Source organism: Arsukibacterium sp. (assembly GCF_033721375.1).
Taxonomy (GTDB): Bacteria; Pseudomonadota; Gammaproteobacteria; order Enterobacterales; family Alteromonadaceae; genus Alishewanella.
Window position 1 is genome coordinate 57,661 of record NZ_JAWWAP010000005.1, and the last position, 16,506, is coordinate 74,166.

A 16,506-nucleotide genomic window follows, 5' to 3' on the forward strand; every position below is an offset into this window, starting at 1 on the left:
CTGGCCTGATTAATCGGGCCAGGTAAGCTTTTTTAAGCTGGTGGCATGTTGTTTTAAATACTGCTCCAGCTGCAATAATGCTTGCGGGTCCTCTGCAAACAATGCTCGCTGATATAAATCGTTTATTGTATTAAGCATGCCAGTATGCACCGGATTGTGGTTTTTCAGACTGACAATAAACTGACTGACATGCTGGCCGGCAGTTTTATTACTGAGCAGCTTGCCAAAGTAACGCTGAATTAGCATTACCGGCGCGGCATAGGGGGCGGGCTTTCGCTGATATCGCAAAAACCACCACAACAGTAGTACCAGTAACAACAGCGTTGCCAGAATGGCCAGCAATTTACTGGCTGCTTTAAGTTGTTGCCAAAGATTATGCTGCTGGCTTTCATCAAAACCCAGGATCCAGACCGACCAGTAGTAATCGAGATGTAACAGCTGCTGACTCAGATAATTAAAGGCGGAAAAGCGCCGCCAGTTTGCCTGCAATTGATCCTGCTCATCAGCAGTAAGTACCGCATCCAGCCCGGCCAGGATCCGCTCAGGTGCAATAACCGCTGTTGGGTCATAACGCTGCCAGCTGCCATTGTCGTAATACTCTACCCAGGCATGCGCTTCCCGTTGCCGTACCTCCAGATATTGTTGCTCTTGATGCCAGACGCCGCCCTGATAACCACCCACCACTCTGGCGGCTACGCCTGCCTCGCGCAGCAGCACGGCAGTTGCTGATGCGTAATGACTGCAAAAGCCGGTTCGGCTATCAAACAGGAAGGCATCGACACTATTAGCACCCAGTCGCGGCGGATTTAGGCTGTAGTAAAAAGGCTGCTGGCTAAACAACGCACTGATTTGCTCGATTAATCCAGCAGTGGAGCTGGTGCGGCCTGCCAGTTCTGCTGCCAGGGCTTTGGTTTGCGGATTGGCATTGCTGGTGCGGCTGTTGAGTTGTTGTTCCAGCGCCGTATCTGCTGGTACTGCAGCTAATACGCTGGTTAACTGATAACTAAGGCGTTGATTTACCGGTCGCCGGGCTTCAACTAAATACGCAGCAGCCGGACGCACTGAGCTGGAATATTCCAGCGGTTGGCCCAGCGCAAACAAACTGCGCTGGTTGCTGACTTCAGCAATGACCTGATAGCTTAGCAGCTGCCCGGTATCACTATTTTCTGACTGCTGATGTGCCGGTTGCCGACGCTCAAACCGCGGATTAACTGTCCAGCTGCGGCCATCAAAATCTTCATATACTTTGGCCCGCCAGTATAATTGCTGCCTGGGCGGCATGGCATCACTGAATATCGCCCGAAAAGCCAGTTTGTCGCTCTGGACCAGATTTTCTATACTGCCCGGGTCAAGCGTATCTGCCAGGCCGGTTATCGCCGCTTCAGCAGTCGGGATCCGCCACAGCGGCTGTAACCGGGGGAAAAGTACAAATAAAGAAATCCAGACTGGTAACGTAATCAAAACTGCTTTGGTCAGTTGCAGCAGTTGCAGCTGATGTTGCTTGCTGGCATAGAGCCGATAGTGGCAGTACAAGGTAAACAGTAACAACGCCAGAATAAGCAGACTGGTTAAAATGCTCTGATAAAAAATAAAGCAGCAGGCTAATAAAAAATATAATACCCATAGCAACTGATGGCTGTCATGGCGCTGGCGGATCAGCACCAGCCGGCTGGCCGCTGATAACAGCAATATTTGTAACATGAAATGAAATACACCGCTTTGCCTGATACTGACAAGCAGTAACAGCAAAATAAGCGCGGCAATAATATTAATTCGTTTTAGTTTGTTAACTTTGCTGTTTTGCTGCAACGGCCATCGATACAGCAATAACAGCAGTAGCAGGGCGCTGTACCACAAAGGCAGCGCCTGATGTAGCAACACGATAACCGCGACCAGAATAACGTAAAACGACAGTAATGCCTGACGGTTTAATAACATCAGCATAGCGCCAACTCTCGCAGGCAGCGCTCAAGGTGTTGCTGGCCACAGGACGGGCTGATACTTTTATCTTTAATCCGTAAACCATAATGCTTGCCGCGCTGCTCAAGATGCAACATCAGGTAACAGGCTTTAGACAATGCCACTTCCAGCGCTGCGCCACTGATTGGCGGGATGCTGATCCAGTCTGGTTCTGGTTGCGGGCTGCTTGGTGCATGCTTAACAACCGGGTTAGTGGGATCGCGGGCCAGCCGTTTCCAGTGCATCAGTTTTAAACTGTCACCGGCCTGATAGCTTCTGATAGTGTCGTAATCTTCACTGCTGCTTTGTTTGCTGCCAGCGATGTCGCCACTTACCACTGCCGTATCGGTTGCCAGAGGTTTGGGGAATACCCAGTAATGATAGTCAAGGTTCAGCAGACTTTTGCAATTAAACAACCCAAACGGATAATAACTATGCAAGGTAAGCCGGGGCAATGGCAGAAAACCACGCTGCTCAGTTAACAGAGGCACCATCAGCGGCTCGCTGGTATCGTCAGACACGGCGGCTGACAGCCTGTTGTTAAAATAGCATTGCAATTGCTGGCGGGGCTGATGGCTTTGCACAGTAACGGGTACCATTAAGGTTTCTTCAGCATAGGCACTTAATACCGGCGCACAACTTACTGTCAGCCCGTGCAAATTACGCCAGGCTAACGCCAGCGCTAACAGCAACACAGATACCAGCATGTAGCTCATTAACAAAATTAGATTGTTCTGATAATTAGTGCCAAGCAGGTACAGTAAAATCAGCAGAAAAATATACCAGAGCCCAAACCGGCTTGGCAGAATATAGATAATTTTCTGAGTAAGAGTAACCTGTCGTGCTTTGGGCTGACGATTATCCAGCCAATTATTAATCCATTTCCTGAACTGGTGTCTGATGTTGTTCATAGCGGACAATCAGTTTGCTCCAGCAGGATCTGACTCAGACTGTGGCTGGCAGCACTTGAGCGCGGGTCTAACCGATGCTCGGCAACCGATGGAAACACCTGCTGTACATCATCTGCAGTGGTAAAGTCTCTGCCCGCCAGCAGGGCGTGGGCTTTACTGGCCCGCAGTAACGCTTTGGAGGCCCGTGGCGACAACGGCAACATATCATTGCGATTGCGGCTGGCATCAACCAGGCTCAGCAGATAGTCAATTACCGCATCGGTAACTTTAACGGCACTTAGCTGGTGTTGCAGATTTTTAAGGGTATGACTGTCCAGCTGCTGGGTTAAAAATTGCAGCCTTGACCCTTTGCTGTCATCGACCAGCAACTGATGCTCGGCGGCACGCTCCGGAAAACCTAATGATAGCCGCATTAAAAAGCGATCCAGTTGCGACTCAGGCAGGGCCGAGGTACCGGCATGAAACAGCGGATTCTGGGTGGCTATTACAAAAAACGGACTAGGCAACGGACGCGTTTCACCGTCTGTCGTGACCTGACGCTCTTCCATTGCTTCTAATAATGCACTTTGGGTTTTCGGGCTGGCCCGGTTAATTTCATCGGCCAGAAGCACCTGAGAAAACACCGGGCCGGCTTGAAAATGAAATTGCTGTGACCGGGCATCATAAATGCTAATGCCGGTTAAATCAGCGGGCAGTAAATCACTGGTAAATTGTACCCGCCGGTAACTTAAACCAAGGCTGTTAGCTAAGGCATGGGCGAGGGTGGTTTTGCCTAATCCTGGCAGATCTTCCAGTAATAAATGGCCTTCGGCCAGCAAGCAGCACAGTGCCAGCCTAATTTGCTGTTGTTTGCCAAGTATAACCTGGTTAAGACTTTGTTCGACTTGATGTAATTGCGCTAACACGCCATCTCCTTACTGCTGATCGTTCCAGGCGGCCATAACCACTTAACCGGGTAGAATTGGATGAAGTTCATTTCGCAAAAAAATTTGCTTCGACTGTTAATACTAGCAGTTCTCTATACTAGCTGCTCTGATAAGGGGATCAACAAAAGAATAAGGCAGCCGAAGCTGCCTTATTAACATGACTGGCGGTGAATTAGAAATTCACGACCAAATCAGCTGAACATACGGTAGTGCCTTCCAGACACAGGCTATACGTTGCTGAGGCGGCCATGGAGTTAAACCGGTCACGATGTCTGCCATCATTTTCGATTGTTTCGATGTACTGTCCATCACGATACAGGTCAAGACTGCCGGTCGCACCGGTCCAGCGTAGATCAACGATGGTTGAACCCGTGCGCGCCCTGATAGCACGATGCAGCGTCAGGCTGATGTCACTTTCTACTGTAGTTACCGACTGACTTGCCGTATCAGTTAAACCGGTATCATCAGTAACAGTCAGGCTGACAGTATAAGTACCCGCAGCAGCATAGCTATGACTTGGGTTTTGCTGATCTGACACGTTGCCATCACCAAAGTCCCAGCTCCAGCTGGTAATATCATCATTTGCATCCGTTGAGCTGTCAGTAAAATCGACGTCAAGACCTGATGCCACAAAGCTAAAGTCAGCCATTGGTGCTTCCGGATCCGGGTCGACAACATCACCGCTCAGTGCAGTAATCGTCAGACTCCAGCTATTCAGGGTGCCAACATCCGCCCCTGCATTATCAGAAACATTTAAGGTCCAGTCGCCTTGCATACCTTCACCGTTAAAGGTGTCAACTGTCCAGCTCTCAACCAGATCGTCGGCGCTGCCACCGGCACGATTGTGTAAAGTATGTTCAGTACCCTGAGGTGATGTCAGGGTTACCAGTAAGTCACCCCGCCAGGTGTGAGTGATATCAACGCCCGCCTCTACGTTAAACACAGTACCTTCATTAGGTACATTAATTACACTCTCAATACCATCGGCATTGTTATCCGGAATATCAATAGACGTGTTGTTATCAAAGCTGAAATCAGCCAGACCTTGCGGTAATACATCAAGTGTGGCTGACACGCTCTTTATCACTTCAGGATCGGCTGCATCAATACCGGTTACAGTCACTAAGTAATCACCCCAGGCAGTATCGGCCATCGTTGGTACGGTGACAGTGATAGTATCGCCCGGCTCAGCTGTTTCTGCTGACAACGTTACGCCATCAAGGCTGGGATCGCTGCTGACACTGAGTTCTACCGTGCCCATCCAGTCGGCAAGATTACCGACATCAAGGGTAAACTCAGCAGTTTCACCGGCAATAATCTGCTGACTGCGTGGAGATAATGCTAGCCGGAAGCTTGGCGTAGGGTCGGCATCAGCCAGCGCATTGACCAGGTTCAAACGTTTACCGGATACGGTTTTACCTGCTAGAGAGTCAAGTTCATCGCCGCTATCCATCAGAATAGTTTTCATTTCCAGCGGCGTGATTTCCGGATTAATTGACCATAGCAATGCGGCTGCACCAGCAACATGCGGCGAAGCCATTGAAGTACCAGAGTATGCGGCATAACTGTTGCCCGGAATTGTCGACTGTATAGCAGAGCCCGGTGCGCCCAAATCAACCGACGTAGCACCATAATTTGATGCTCCAACCGCGAACACAGACAAATTGTCATTCCGATCAGTCGACGCCACTGACACTATCACATCCAAATCATAAGCCGCCGGATACATCGGGCTGACATCTGCGTCTGCACCATCATTACCTGACGCCGCAATAAACAGGATCCCAGCATCGCCTCCTGACTGAATAGCAGCTCTGAGCGTTTCTGAGAAGCCGCCGCCACCCCAGGAGTTATTGGTTGCTTTTACATTAACACCGTAGTTTGTTTTTAAATCGGTAAAAAAGTCGATACATTCGATAGCGCCAGCTGTACTGCCGCCTGTCGGGCCAAGAAACTGGCATGGCAGCAGTGTCACATTCCAGTTCACACCTGTTATGCCTATACCATTGTCACCGCTTGCACCAATAGTACCGGCAACATGGGTACCGTGGCTGTCGCTGTCCATTGGGTCGTTATTTTCATTCAGAGTAGAGTAGCCATGAGGGTGCCCCGGGTAACTACCATCATTTTCCCACCGGTTAGGAATGAGATCCGGATGGTTATAATCCATGCCGGAATCAATCACACCAATGACTATATCATGACTACCGGTCGTAATATCCCAGGCTTCCGTTGCACTAATATCAGCGCCCGCAGTGCCGCCATTCTGGCCGGTGTTTTCGAGCGCCCACATTTCACCGAAGCTGGGGTCATTAGGGGTAGCCAGCGGCACGTTCAGTGCTTTTACCAGATAGTTTGGCTCTGCTACTTCTATCGCCGGATTTGTTGCCAACTGTTTAATTAAAAAGTCACGGCTGACACCTTTTGGTACGTTAATTTTAGCTATGCGTCCATCTGCAATATGGCGCATCTTTATATCACGACCCTGATTATCGAGTTGCCGCAGGCTGGCACCACTGCGCTTTATAACGGAAATACGTTCTTGTTTTGAAACACCTGGTTTAAACATCACAAGAATAGAATCATCAGCTACTGCCGCAGTATTTGCGGCGAATACTGACCCTGAAGACAACGCTGCGGCAATCGCTAACGCCAGAATTTTTTGCTTGGACATATCAGTTCCTATTTTTAATTATTTGTAAAGTATGCTTTGTTACAGCACCCATTAGCATTAGCACGTTTATTAACAATCTGCTCATATTTGCAATAAAAATAGTACTAATGGGTTAGTAGCTTAGGTCGGCAATATGTAAACAAATAATAGTTATACCTATGTTTTTATGGTGCAAATAAATTTCCCAATGGTTATTCAAATGAAACTAAAAATAAAACTTTTATCCTATTGTAGCTTTCTGATATGTCTTTAGTCTGGTAATTGTAATAACAAGTGAAGGAATATTTGTGCGTAATGTAAATGCTAAAGCTATGGGCTTATTGATAGGGCTTCTAACAAGCGGCTGTTCGTTTGCAGATGTTTCAGTGCAGTTAACTTCATTGTTAGAACGTCACGCTCTGGCTAACGGGGTTGATATCACTCAATTGGGAGATCTGAACGTTGCTGATGTTACCCAGAATGGCAACGGCAATTACGCAATGCTTTTGCAGCAAGGTGTACTTAACCAGATTTTTCTGCAGCAATATGGCAATGGAAATCAAGTCCAGATCCGCCAGTTTGGTAATAACAACAGTGCTGATATTTTGCAGCAGGGAGAGAGTAATCTTATCCAGTTAGAACAATGGGGAAACCGCAGTTTTGCTATTGAACAAATTGGTGACGGAGCAGAAATCTCGATAATTCAATACTAAAAAGAGACTCAGGGAAAATCAAATGAACCTTATTAAATCACGTAAGCATCTATTAAGTATGGCTATCGCTTTATGTTTTGCTGGCAACGTTATGGCAGAAAATGAAGCAATTATTATCCAGAACTCCATTGCCGGATCGGCAGAGGGGAATACAGCAGAAATCACGCAAACTAATACTGGTGGTACAGCCAACCTCGCCCGTGTTGAGCAAAACGGTGAGCTGAACTACAGCAGTGTATTGCAAAATGGCTTATGGCTTGAAGGTTACAGCTACAATACCGGCAACAATAATGCCGTCAGGCTTGAACAGTTTGCCGACTGGCATATCGCGTACAGTGATATAGTCGGTGATGAAAACATTGTAACAGTAACTCAGGATGGTTTTTTTAACCAGGCAGATGCTGTAATTAGTGGTAATGTTAATGATGCAGTTGTATTTCAGGCCGGCGATTTGAACGAGGCAGTTATTACCCTGAGCGGTGACATGAATGTGGCCGAAATAGAACAGAATGGTAATGCAAACTGGGCTAATGCCAGTTTCGCTGGCAATGAAAATGTGTTTTTCAGTGTTCAGGAAGGTAACGATAACGAAGCCGGCATGCTGGATGCGGCTGGAAATTTTAATGAATTTGAAGCTGAGCAGTTTGGCGATCAGAATGTTGGTGGTGTAATTGGTTTAACCGGCGACGACAATGCTGTGTATGTGCAGCAAGATGGACTTGCAAACGTATTTATTGCAACCGGAGTATCGGGTAACGATAACTTTATCGATATCAAGCAAGAAGGTTTTGATAATGTATTTTTAGTTGAACCCCTAAGTGGCAATGACAATATGGTGCTTATTGATCAAACTGGCGATAGCAATTTGGTTGAGGCGCCTATTGGTCTGGTCGGCAATGATAACCTGATTGATATGCGCCAGGACGGCAGCCTTAATAACGCCTTAGTTGCAACTGATGGCGATGGTCATAATCTGACTGTTTACCAAAATGGTGATGTTAATACCGCAGAAATGATTTTAGGTGGTGATAGCAACCAGGGAGACATCTACAGCTTTGGTAACGAAAACTATGCTGGCATCTTATTGATTGGTGCAGATAACAATGCAGAATTACGTCAGCTGGGAGACGAAAACTTCGCGTTAATTGATGTGCTGGGCGATGATAATGATATTGACGTAGAGCAGGACGGTAACCTCAACGAAACACTGATTACCAGTGAAGTTGCTGTGGCGATGAATACTATTGATGTTGAACAGAGCGGTGATTTAAACCTGGTAGACATTCTGGTAGAAGGCAGCGGCAATATTGCAGATATTTTGCAGGAAGGTGACGGCAACTGGGTAGCGGGCAATGATGGCTACTTTGCACTTGCTGGTGAGAATGGAACGGTAGCTATTAGTCAAACTGGCAATGATAACCTGGTATTAGGTGAGCAATACGGCAACGGTAATATTATGAATATTACCCAGCAGGGCGACTTTAATACTGCTATTGTTACCCAAAACTAATCTGAAGGGCGGCCTCTGGCCGCCGAAGTCGTATGAAAATACCTTTCCTGCTACTCATTTTGCTGCTACCTGTAAAGGTGGCAGCAAATGATATCGAATTAAGTGGTTTAGTTATTGACCGGACCATTTCTCGTTTCGGTAAAGATTTTATGTTTTATTATTCAGGTTACTGGCGGGATATGCCAGAGACTGAAGGCGTGTCGGTGGTGATTTATGAGCAAGTCTATCCGCAAGCCGGGACGTTTTTATGGGTAGAGATGAATCAGCGACGGGTTTATCAAACTTACTTTGGTCGTCGTTACAATAATGTAAAAGATATGGCGGAACAAGCCATCTTACGAAGTATTAATGAACTGGCTGAAATTCAGGCCAGAACATTGCTGGGTGAACAGGAACAAGAAATATTTTAAAGGGAATAATAATGAAGAGATCTGCAGTACTGCTATTCCTGCTGGCTACCGCCTCTGTTAAAGCGACTGAATTAGTTTACACCCCAATTAATCCGAGTTTCGGTGGCAACCCATTAAATGGCAACTTTTTACTGCAAAAAGCACAAAGCCAGAATGGTTACACTGAAGAGCGGCCTACCTTATCTTTTGTTGATAAGTTTCAGGAAGCACTGGAGCGTAACATTATCAACTCCCTGACCAGACGCATCGCGGATGGCGATCTGGTCGATGGCGTGTATAACACCGGTGATTTTTTAGTAGAGATTACTACCGATACAGATGGCAGTGTTATTGTTAACATCACTAATCTTGATACCGGTGAAGTGACTATTATCACCATCCCTGTGATAGGAGGTTAGTGATGAAAGTCGTTATTATGTTGGCCGCTATCACGGCCTTAGCCGGCTGTTCGATGGTGTCAAAACCTGAACTGAATATTACTCCGGCTACTGTTGATAATATAAGCAGCACAATGCTGGCGTTACAACAGCAGAACAAACCAAAGCAACAAATTCCGGTGTCAGTATATGCATTTCGCGATCAGACCGGGCAATATAAACCGCAGGCCAATGTCTCGAGCTTTTCTACCGCTGTTACCCAGGGAGCAACGTCAATGCTGACCCAGATTTTACTGGACAGCGGCTGGTTTGCACCGTTAGAACGGGAAGGGCTGCAAAACTTACTTACTGAGCGGAAGATCCATGGATCCAACAAGAAGCTAACGGATTTACCGCCCTTAAAAGAAGCACGTCTGGTATTTGAAGGCGGTATTATTGGTTATGAAACTAACTTAACGACAGGCGGTATTGGGGCAGAGTATTTTGGCCTGGGTCTATCGGAATTATATCGGGAAGATCAGGTTACTGTTTATCTGCGGGCAATTGACGTATACAGCGGCCAGGTATTGATGTCGGTTTCGACCACTAAAAAGGTATTTTCGCAGGAACTGCGTGCCGGGTTGTTCCGCTATGTGTCGTTGAACAGACTGGTAGAAATGGAAGGGGGGTATTCTACCAATGAGCCGGTGCAGTACTGTGTTAAACAAGCGATGGAAAGCGCGGTGGTGGAACTGATAAATATTGGTCTGGCACGGGGTTTCTGGCGCGCCGATGATCAGGCAAGCCTGGCAACCGCTGGCTGACTTTCAATTATCTGGTTGGATTGCTGTAACCAGCGCAGCAATTCAACTCTGTTCCTGGCCTGAGTTTTGCGGAATATTGCCGAAAGATGTGCTTTTACAGTATGGGCGCTGATATTTAATGTAGCGGCAATTTCTTTATTACGAGCGCCTTCTGCAACCAGTCCGATTATCCGCTTTTCCTGCTTGGTTAATTGAGCATTTGCGGCGGCCGAAACCTCCGGGTTTAATTTTTTCGGTTTATTAATCAGAAGGTCAACAACGTCAGACATAACCGTCCTGGAGTAATACAGCTGGCCAGACATCAGCGTTTTCAGTGCTGTCAGAACCCGGTCTAGTTGCTCATCACGATATATCAGCCCCCGCAAACCGCTATGTACTGCCATTGCCGGATCGATAAGTGCGCGTTCAGCCTGAAAGATAAATACCGGACAGCGCTGCATCAGCTGAGCAAGTTCACCAGATATGCCTTTTTTTGTCAGATCATGGCTATTAAACTGGTAACCTACCAGCACACCTGACTTGACAGTTTGTTGCAAAAAGACATTTCTATTGCACTGCTGGACTTTTATACCAACTGACTGTGCTAACATCGTGATGTTATGCGATTGCTGGCGCTCTGTAAGTATTATCAGCCTGGAAAACCGTTCCATTGTTTTCACCTCCAAACGACCTTAGTCTGAACCTTCGACTAATACGACATCGGTTATACTGTACCGCGTGGCGATTAATTGCAACAATTGATGACTGTAACATAAAAATAAAGCTGGCGAAGTGAGGCAAATGTTGCAAAATAGCGTCAGGACAGAGATTCAGAACAAAATGTTAAGTTTAACGTCAGGGATAGCTCATGCGTGCAAAGAAAGTTTTGGTTGTATGTTTAGGAAATATTTGTCGCTCACCAACAGCACAAGCGGTGCTAAGACATAAAGCGCAACTGCATAGCCTCAACATTGAAATTGACTCTGCCGGCACCAGTGCATCGCATAGAGGAGAGCGGCCTGATAGCCGCAGTATTAAAGCCGGAAGCGCCAGAGGTTATAACTTTTCAGACATCTATTCCCGTCCGGTATTTGAGCAGGATTTTGCAGACTTTGATCTTATTCTGGCGATGGACAATGACAACCTGGCTGAGCTGAATCGGCGTTGCCCGGCAGAGCATTCGCACAAAATTAAATTGTTTTTGGCTTTTCATCCGGAATTTCCGGCGATAAGTGAAGTACCGGATCCCTATTACAGTGGCAGTAAAGGATTTGAGCTGGTGCTGGATTTAATTGAACATGCCTGTGATAAGTTAATAATAGCACCCGAGCTGACGGGGGCTTAGTGCTATTGCCAGCTTATGCCGTTATCAGCTGGATTAGTGCGAAAAACTCTGAAAACAAGATTGAATTTACGTCCGGAAGTCTATAACTTTGCAGGCGTCTTAAAAATACATAGTATAGGAATTTCATTGTGACCACCTGGACGCCAGATAGCTGGCGAGCTCTGCCTATCCAACAACAACCGTCTTATCAGGACACGCAGCTGCTCAAGCAAGTTGAACAACAGTTACATCGTTATCCGCCGCTGGTATTTGCTCAGGAAACCCGTGATCTGCATACGCAGTTAGGCCAGGTAGCGAAAGGTGAAGGCTTTTTGTTGCAAGGTGGTGATTGTGCAGAAAGTTTTAACGATTTTAACGCGCCAAAAATTCGTGATACCTTCAAGGTGTTATTGCAGATGGCGGTTGTATTAACTTACGCTGGTGGCTTACCGGTGGTGAAAGTTGCCAGAATGGCGGGGCAGTATGCCAAACCGCGCTCAAGTGATCTTGAAACGATAAATGGGCAAACACTACCGAGTTATCGAGGTGATATTGTTAATAGTTTTGAGTTTACCGAGAGTGCCAGACAGCCCGATCCAAATCGACTGGTAACGGCATATCATCATTCTGCTGCGACCCTGAACCTGCTCCGAGCATTTGCCCAGGGAGGCTTGGCTGATTTACATCAGGTCAGTAAGTGGAATATGGGCTTTGTTGAGTCTAACCCTTTAAAAGACCGCTATCATAATGTCGCGCAGCGGATCCAGGAAGCGCTTCGTTTTATGGAAATTTGCGGTATTACTGCCCAGAACTCGCCATCAATCCGGGAAACCCAACTGTATACCTCTCATGAAGCGTTGCTGCTCAATTATGAAGAGGCGTTAACCCGTCGCGATTCACTGACCGGCGACTGGTATGACTGCTCAGCACATATGGTCTGGATTGGAGAGCGGACCCGGCAGTTAGATCATGCCCACCTGGAGTTTTTCCGGGGCATTCATAATCCTGTTGGGGTTAAGGTTGGTCCAGGCATGCAACCCGATGAGTTAATCAGGCTGATTGATGCGCTGAACCCGGACAATACGCCGGGCAGACTAACCCTGATTACCAGAATGGGCGCCGATAAACTGGCAGATAAGTTGCCGGCATTGGTGAGAAAGGTTAAGGCCGAAGGCCGGACGGTGGTCTGGAGCTCAGATCCGATGCATGGTAATACGGTGAAAGCCAGTAACGATTTTAAAACCCGGGATTTTGAAGCTATTTTAAGAGAAATCCGTAATTTCTTCGCGGTACATAAGGCGGAGGGCACCCATGCTGGTGGTATTCACCTGGAAATGACCGGCGAGCATGTCACCGAATGCACCGGCGGCGCCTATGGCTTAAGTGAGCATGATTTAAGCAAACGGTATTTTACCCAGTGCGATCCGAGATTAAATGCCGACCAGGTACTGGAATTGGCTTTCCTGATAGCCGACACCTTGAGTGCCAGTCGTAAATAACGCCACAGGTTGGGTTGGTTATTGTATGAGGCCCGTAAGGGCCTTTTCTTTAATATTTATGCCGTTTCAACCCGGTTTTGGCAATGATTTTCGCTGAAATCTCCTCTATAGATAAATGAGTCGAATTCAGAAAAGGAATTTGTTCCCGCCGGTATAATGCTTCGACTTCATTTAACTCGGCTGTGCATTGCCTTATAGATGCATAGCGGCTGTCCGGCCGGCGTTGCTGCCGGATCTGGCTTAACCTTTCTGCAGTGATACTCAGGCCAAATAGTTTATCCTTATTGCGCATCAGCTCGGTTGGCAGGCGCAGTCGCTCCATATCTTCTTCCACAAACGGATAGTTAGCTGCTTTAATACCGTATTGCAGGGCCAGATACAGACTGGTGGGGGTTTTTCCTGAACGGCTGACTCCTACCAGAATAATATCAGCCTGATCAAAGTTTTTCATGTTGGCGCCATCGTCATTCGCCAGGGCAAAGTTCACTGCATCAATCCTGAAATCATAGGTTTTTTCATGCATGCTGTGGGTACGATGGGTTTTGGGTACCGGAGCGATACCCAGTTCACGCTGGATGGGCTCAACAAAGCTATTGAGGAAGTCATAGCAAATACCATCACTGCTGTTAATAATGTGGCGTAAGTTGTCATCGACAAACGTCTGAAAAATAAGAGGCTTTACTCCCGTAGTTTTATATCGATCATTAATTCGGTTTTTCACCTGCTCCGCCATATCTGCGGTCTCGACGAATGGAATAGTAATATGTTCGAATTGTGCAGGGAAAAGAGTAAGTAAGGCATGGCCAAATACTTCAGCTGTAATGGCTGTACCGTCAGAAATATAGAAAGCTGTTCGCACCGTAAACTCCGATTTGTAGTTATAAAATTACATGAAAATTAAGGTTTTAAATAAGCCCGGCCAGAGTGTAAAATCATTGTGCTATGTAATGCTGGCTGTAAGCTTACACGCCTCACGACAAAAAATGGAGACGAACTGTGCAAGAATTTGTGATTTGGTATGAAAAACTGGGTATGCACGATGTGGATCGGGTAGGGGGTAAAAATGCTTCCCTGGGTGAAATGATCAGTAACCTGGCCAATGCCGGAGTACAGGTACCTGGTGGTTTTGCCACCACAGCTGATGCCTTTAATCAGTTTCTTGAGCAAAGCGGTGTTAACGAGCGTATTTACCAGCTGCTTGATGGGTTAGATGTTGATGATGTCACCGCATTGAGTAATGCAGGTGCACAAATCCGGCAATGGGTAATTGAAACGCCCTTTCAGCCTGAACTGGAAGAGGCCATTCGACAGGCTTACCAGCAATTACATGCCGACCCTGCGCATGATGTTTCGTTTGCGGTGCGCTCATCAGCTACGGCTGAAGACATGCCTGACGCCTCTTTTGCCGGCCAGCAGGAAACCTTCCTCAATGTCCGTGGTTATGATGCGGTAATTACCGCGATTAAGCATGTTTTTGCCTCTTTGTTTAATGATCGGGCTATTTCATACCGGGTCCATCAGGGTTACGACCATCGCGGCGTAGCGTTATCCGCCGGCGTGCAAAAAATGGTGCGCTCGGATATCGCCTCCTCTGGTGTTATGTTCAGCATCGATACTGAATCCGGTTTTGAAGATGTGGTCTTTATCACGTCTTCTTATGGTTTGGGTGAAATGGTAGTGCAGGGCGCCGTTAATCCTGACGAGTTCTATGTTCATAAGCCTACCCTGGCAGCAGGCCGGCCAGCGGTGGTTAAGCGCAATATCGGCAGCAAAAAAGTCGAAATGGTGTACTCAGCAGAGCAAAGCCATGGTAAACAGGTAAAAATTATTGATATCGACACCAGTCGCAGCCAGCAATTTTCATTAACTGACGCTGAAGTAGAAGAGCTGGCAAAGCAAGCGGTTATTATTGCTGAACACTATGGCCGGCCAATGGACATTGAATGGGCGAAAGACGGTAATGACGGCAAGCTTTATATAGTACAGGCCAGGCCGGAAACCGTTAAAAGCCGCGAAGACAGCAATAGCATGGAGCGCTTTCAGTTGCAGGGTTCAGCACCTGTGCTGGTTGAGGGGCGGGCGATTGGCCAGCGGATTGGCAGTGGTACGGCTAAAGTTCTTAAAGGCATTGAACAGATGGATCAGATTATGCCAGGAGATGTGCTGGTAACCGATATGACCGATCCTGACTGGGAGCCGATAATGAAGCGGGCTTCAGCTATTGTCACTAACCGCGGGGGCCGCACCTGTCATGCGGCGATTATTGCAAGGGAATTAGGGATCCCTGCGGTAGTCGGTTGTGGTGATGCCACCAGCAAGCTCAAAACCGGGCAGCAGGTTACAGTATCCTGCGCCGAAGGTGATACCGGCTTTATCTATGACGGTAAACTGGAATATAAGGTGCTCAGCAGCCGGATTGATCAGATGCCGGCGCTTGATCTGAAAATTATGATGAATGTCGGAAACCCTGAGCGGGCGTTTTCGTTTGCCAAATTGCCGCATGCTGGTATAGGCCTGGCCCGGCTGGAGTTTATTATTAACAGAATGATCGGGGTTCACCCTAAAGCTCTGCTTAATTTTGATAAGCAAACACCAGAACTGCAAGCAACTATCAGCGAGATGATTGCCGGTTATGCCGATCCGGTTGAGTTTTATATTGCTAAGTTAACTGAAGGTATTGCCACTCTGGCCTGCGCCTTTGCGCCACAAAAAGTTATTGTCCGGATGTCTGATTTTAAATCAAATGAGTATGCCAATCTGGTCGGTGGCCGGCAATATGAGCCACATGAAGAAAACCCAATGATTGGTTTTCGTGGTGCATCGCGCTATATCTCTGAAGATTTCAGGGATTGTTTTGCGCTGGAAGTTGAAGCATTAAAGCGGGTGCGAAATCTGATGGGATTTACCAATGTAGAAGTGATGATTCCATTCGTTCGTACCCTGGAAGAAGCCTCGGCAGTAATCGATTTACTGGCTGAACATGGTTTAAAGCGCGGCGAAAATGGGTTACGGGTGATTATGATGTGCGAATTGCCATCTAATGCTCTGCTGGCAGAGGAATTTCTGGAGTATTTTGACGGCTTTTCCATCGGTTCAAATGATTTAACTCAGTTAACCCTCGGTTTAGATCGGGATAGCGGTTTGATAGCGCATTTGTTCGATGAACGTAATCCGGCGATTTATAAACTGTTGGAAATGGCGATTAAAACCTGCAAAGCGAAAGGCAAATACATTGGTATTTGCGGCCAGGGTCCCTCAGATCATGAAGACTTTGCTGGCTGGTTGATGCAACAGGGCATAGACAGTGTATCGCTCAACCCGGATACCGTGCTGGAAACCTGGCTGTATCTGGCGGAAAAGTTTGGTAAACACTAAAGGTTATTCTGACTAACAACCCCGCTTTGCGGGGTTTTTTTTAACTAAGTTGGCTATATGCTGCGTT

Annotated in this window: 14 protein-coding genes; 8 read left to right on the plus strand and 6 right to left on the minus strand. The window is 47.1% G+C overall.

Translation table 11 applies throughout. The annotated features are described in order from the left end of the window. Window positions 1–9: 9 nt before the first annotated feature. The 4 genes from R3187_RS08830 to R3187_RS08845 form a co-directional block, all read right to left on the minus strand. Complete coding sequence (locus R3187_RS08830; RefSeq protein WP_318966384.1) at window positions 10–1,944, minus strand: DUF3488 and transglutaminase-like domain-containing protein; 1,935 nt, start codon at window positions 1,942–1,944, stop codon at window positions 10–12. After that, entirely contained in the window at window positions 1,938–2,870 is a 933-nt protein-coding gene (locus tag R3187_RS08835; protein ID WP_318966385.1) for a DUF58 domain-containing protein, read from the minus strand. Before R3187_RS08835 ends, R3187_RS08830 begins: the two co-directional genes overlap by 7 nt. After that, the gene (locus tag R3187_RS08840) at window positions 2,867–3,775 is read right to left on the minus strand and encodes a MoxR family ATPase (RefSeq protein ID WP_318966387.1); all 909 of its coding nucleotides are present in this window, start codon (window positions 3,773–3,775) and stop codon (window positions 2,867–2,869) included. Before R3187_RS08840 ends, R3187_RS08835 begins: the two co-directional genes overlap by 4 nt. A 193-nt stretch (window positions 3,776–3,968) precedes the next feature. Beyond that, window positions 3,969–6,470, minus strand: a complete 2,502-nt coding sequence (locus tag R3187_RS08845; protein ID WP_318966388.1) for a S8 family serine peptidase — start codon at window positions 6,468–6,470, stop codon at window positions 3,969–3,971. 287 nt (window positions 6,471–6,757) lie between these two features. Between R3187_RS08845 and R3187_RS08850 the strand changes: the two genes are divergently transcribed. From R3187_RS08850 to R3187_RS08870, 5 genes are read left to right on the plus strand one after another with little or no spacing between them, the layout of a single operon-like run. Further along, a complete protein-coding gene (locus tag R3187_RS08850) occupies window positions 6,758–7,162 on the plus strand; it encodes a curlin subunit CsgB (protein WP_318966389.1) in 405 nt (134 codons plus the stop codon). A 22-nt stretch (window positions 7,163–7,184) separates the two neighbouring features. Further along, on the plus strand, window positions 7,185–8,672 hold the full coding sequence (locus R3187_RS08855; RefSeq protein ID WP_318966390.1) for a hypothetical protein: 1,488 nt from the start codon (window positions 7,185–7,187) through the stop codon (window positions 8,670–8,672). Between the two features lie 32 nt (window positions 8,673–8,704). Beyond that, entirely contained in the window at window positions 8,705–9,082 is a 378-nt protein-coding gene (locus tag R3187_RS08860; RefSeq protein WP_318966392.1) for a curli production assembly/transport protein CsgE, read from the plus strand. 11 nt (window positions 9,083–9,093) lie between these two features. Next, window positions 9,094–9,480: a curli assembly protein CsgF gene (locus R3187_RS08865; protein WP_318966393.1), complete on the plus strand. Its 387-nt coding sequence runs from the start codon at window positions 9,094–9,096 to the stop codon at window positions 9,478–9,480. A 2-nt stretch (window positions 9,481–9,482) separates the two neighbouring features. Then, window positions 9,483–10,262, plus strand: a complete 780-nt coding sequence (locus tag R3187_RS08870) for a CsgG/HfaB family protein (protein ID WP_318966394.1) — start codon at window positions 9,483–9,485, stop codon at window positions 10,260–10,262. Here R3187_RS08870 and R3187_RS08875 read toward each other — a convergent pair. Next, window positions 10,235–10,798 (minus strand): response regulator transcription factor, encoded by a 564-nt coding sequence (locus R3187_RS08875; RefSeq protein ID WP_318966395.1) that lies wholly within the window; start codon window positions 10,796–10,798, stop codon window positions 10,235–10,237. The genes R3187_RS08870 and R3187_RS08875 overlap by 28 nt on opposite strands. A 311-nt stretch (window positions 10,799–11,109) precedes the next feature. On the opposite strand from R3187_RS08875, the gene R3187_RS08880 reads away from it, so the two are divergent. Further along, on the plus strand, window positions 11,110–11,586 hold the full coding sequence (locus R3187_RS08880; protein ID WP_318966398.1) for a low molecular weight protein-tyrosine-phosphatase: 477 nt from the start codon (window positions 11,110–11,112) through the stop codon (window positions 11,584–11,586). Window positions 11,587–11,714: 128 nt separating this feature from the next. Next, a complete protein-coding gene (locus R3187_RS08885) occupies window positions 11,715–13,064 on the plus strand; it encodes a class II 3-deoxy-7-phosphoheptulonate synthase (RefSeq protein ID WP_413229019.1) in 1,350 nt (449 codons plus the stop codon). Between the two features lie 49 nt (window positions 13,065–13,113). On the opposite strand, the gene R3187_RS08890 is transcribed toward R3187_RS08885, so the two are convergent. Further along, window positions 13,114–13,923 carry a pyruvate, water dikinase regulatory protein gene (locus tag R3187_RS08890; RefSeq protein ID WP_318966399.1) on the minus strand — a complete coding sequence of 270 codons (810 nt, stop codon included), beginning with the start codon at window positions 13,921–13,923 and terminating at the stop codon, window positions 13,114–13,116. Window positions 13,924–14,060: 137 nt separating this feature from the next. Between R3187_RS08890 and ppsA the strand changes: the two genes are divergently transcribed. Further along, window positions 14,061–16,439, plus strand: a complete 2,379-nt coding sequence (ppsA, locus tag R3187_RS08895; RefSeq protein WP_318966401.1) for a phosphoenolpyruvate synthase — start codon at window positions 14,061–14,063, stop codon at window positions 16,437–16,439. Window positions 16,440–16,506: the final 67 nt, after the last annotated feature.

Coding starts and splice junctions, on each gene's coding strand:
- R3187_RS08830 (WP_318966384.1), bottom strand. CDS start 1,944: ATGCTGATGTTATTAAACCGTCAGGCATTACTGTCGTTTTACGTTATT.
- R3187_RS08855 (WP_318966390.1), top strand. CDS start 7,185: ATGAACCTTATTAAATCACGTAAGCATCTATTAAGTATGGCTATCGCT.
- R3187_RS08845 (WP_318966388.1), bottom strand. CDS start 6,470: ATGTCCAAGCAAAAAATTCTGGCGTTAGCGATTGCCGCAGCGTTGTCT.
- R3187_RS08870 (WP_318966394.1), top strand. CDS start 9,483: ATGAAAGTCGTTATTATGTTGGCCGCTATCACGGCCTTAGCCGGCTGT.
- R3187_RS08880 (WP_318966398.1), top strand. CDS start 11,110: ATGCGTGCAAAGAAAGTTTTGGTTGTATGTTTAGGAAATATTTGTCGC.
- R3187_RS08835 (WP_318966385.1), bottom strand. CDS start 2,870: ATGAACAACATCAGACACCAGTTCAGGAAATGGATTAATAATTGGCTG.
- R3187_RS08865 (WP_318966393.1), top strand. CDS start 9,094: ATGAAGAGATCTGCAGTACTGCTATTCCTGCTGGCTACCGCCTCTGTT.
- R3187_RS08860 (WP_318966392.1), top strand. CDS start 8,705: ATGAAAATACCTTTCCTGCTACTCATTTTGCTGCTACCTGTAAAGGTG.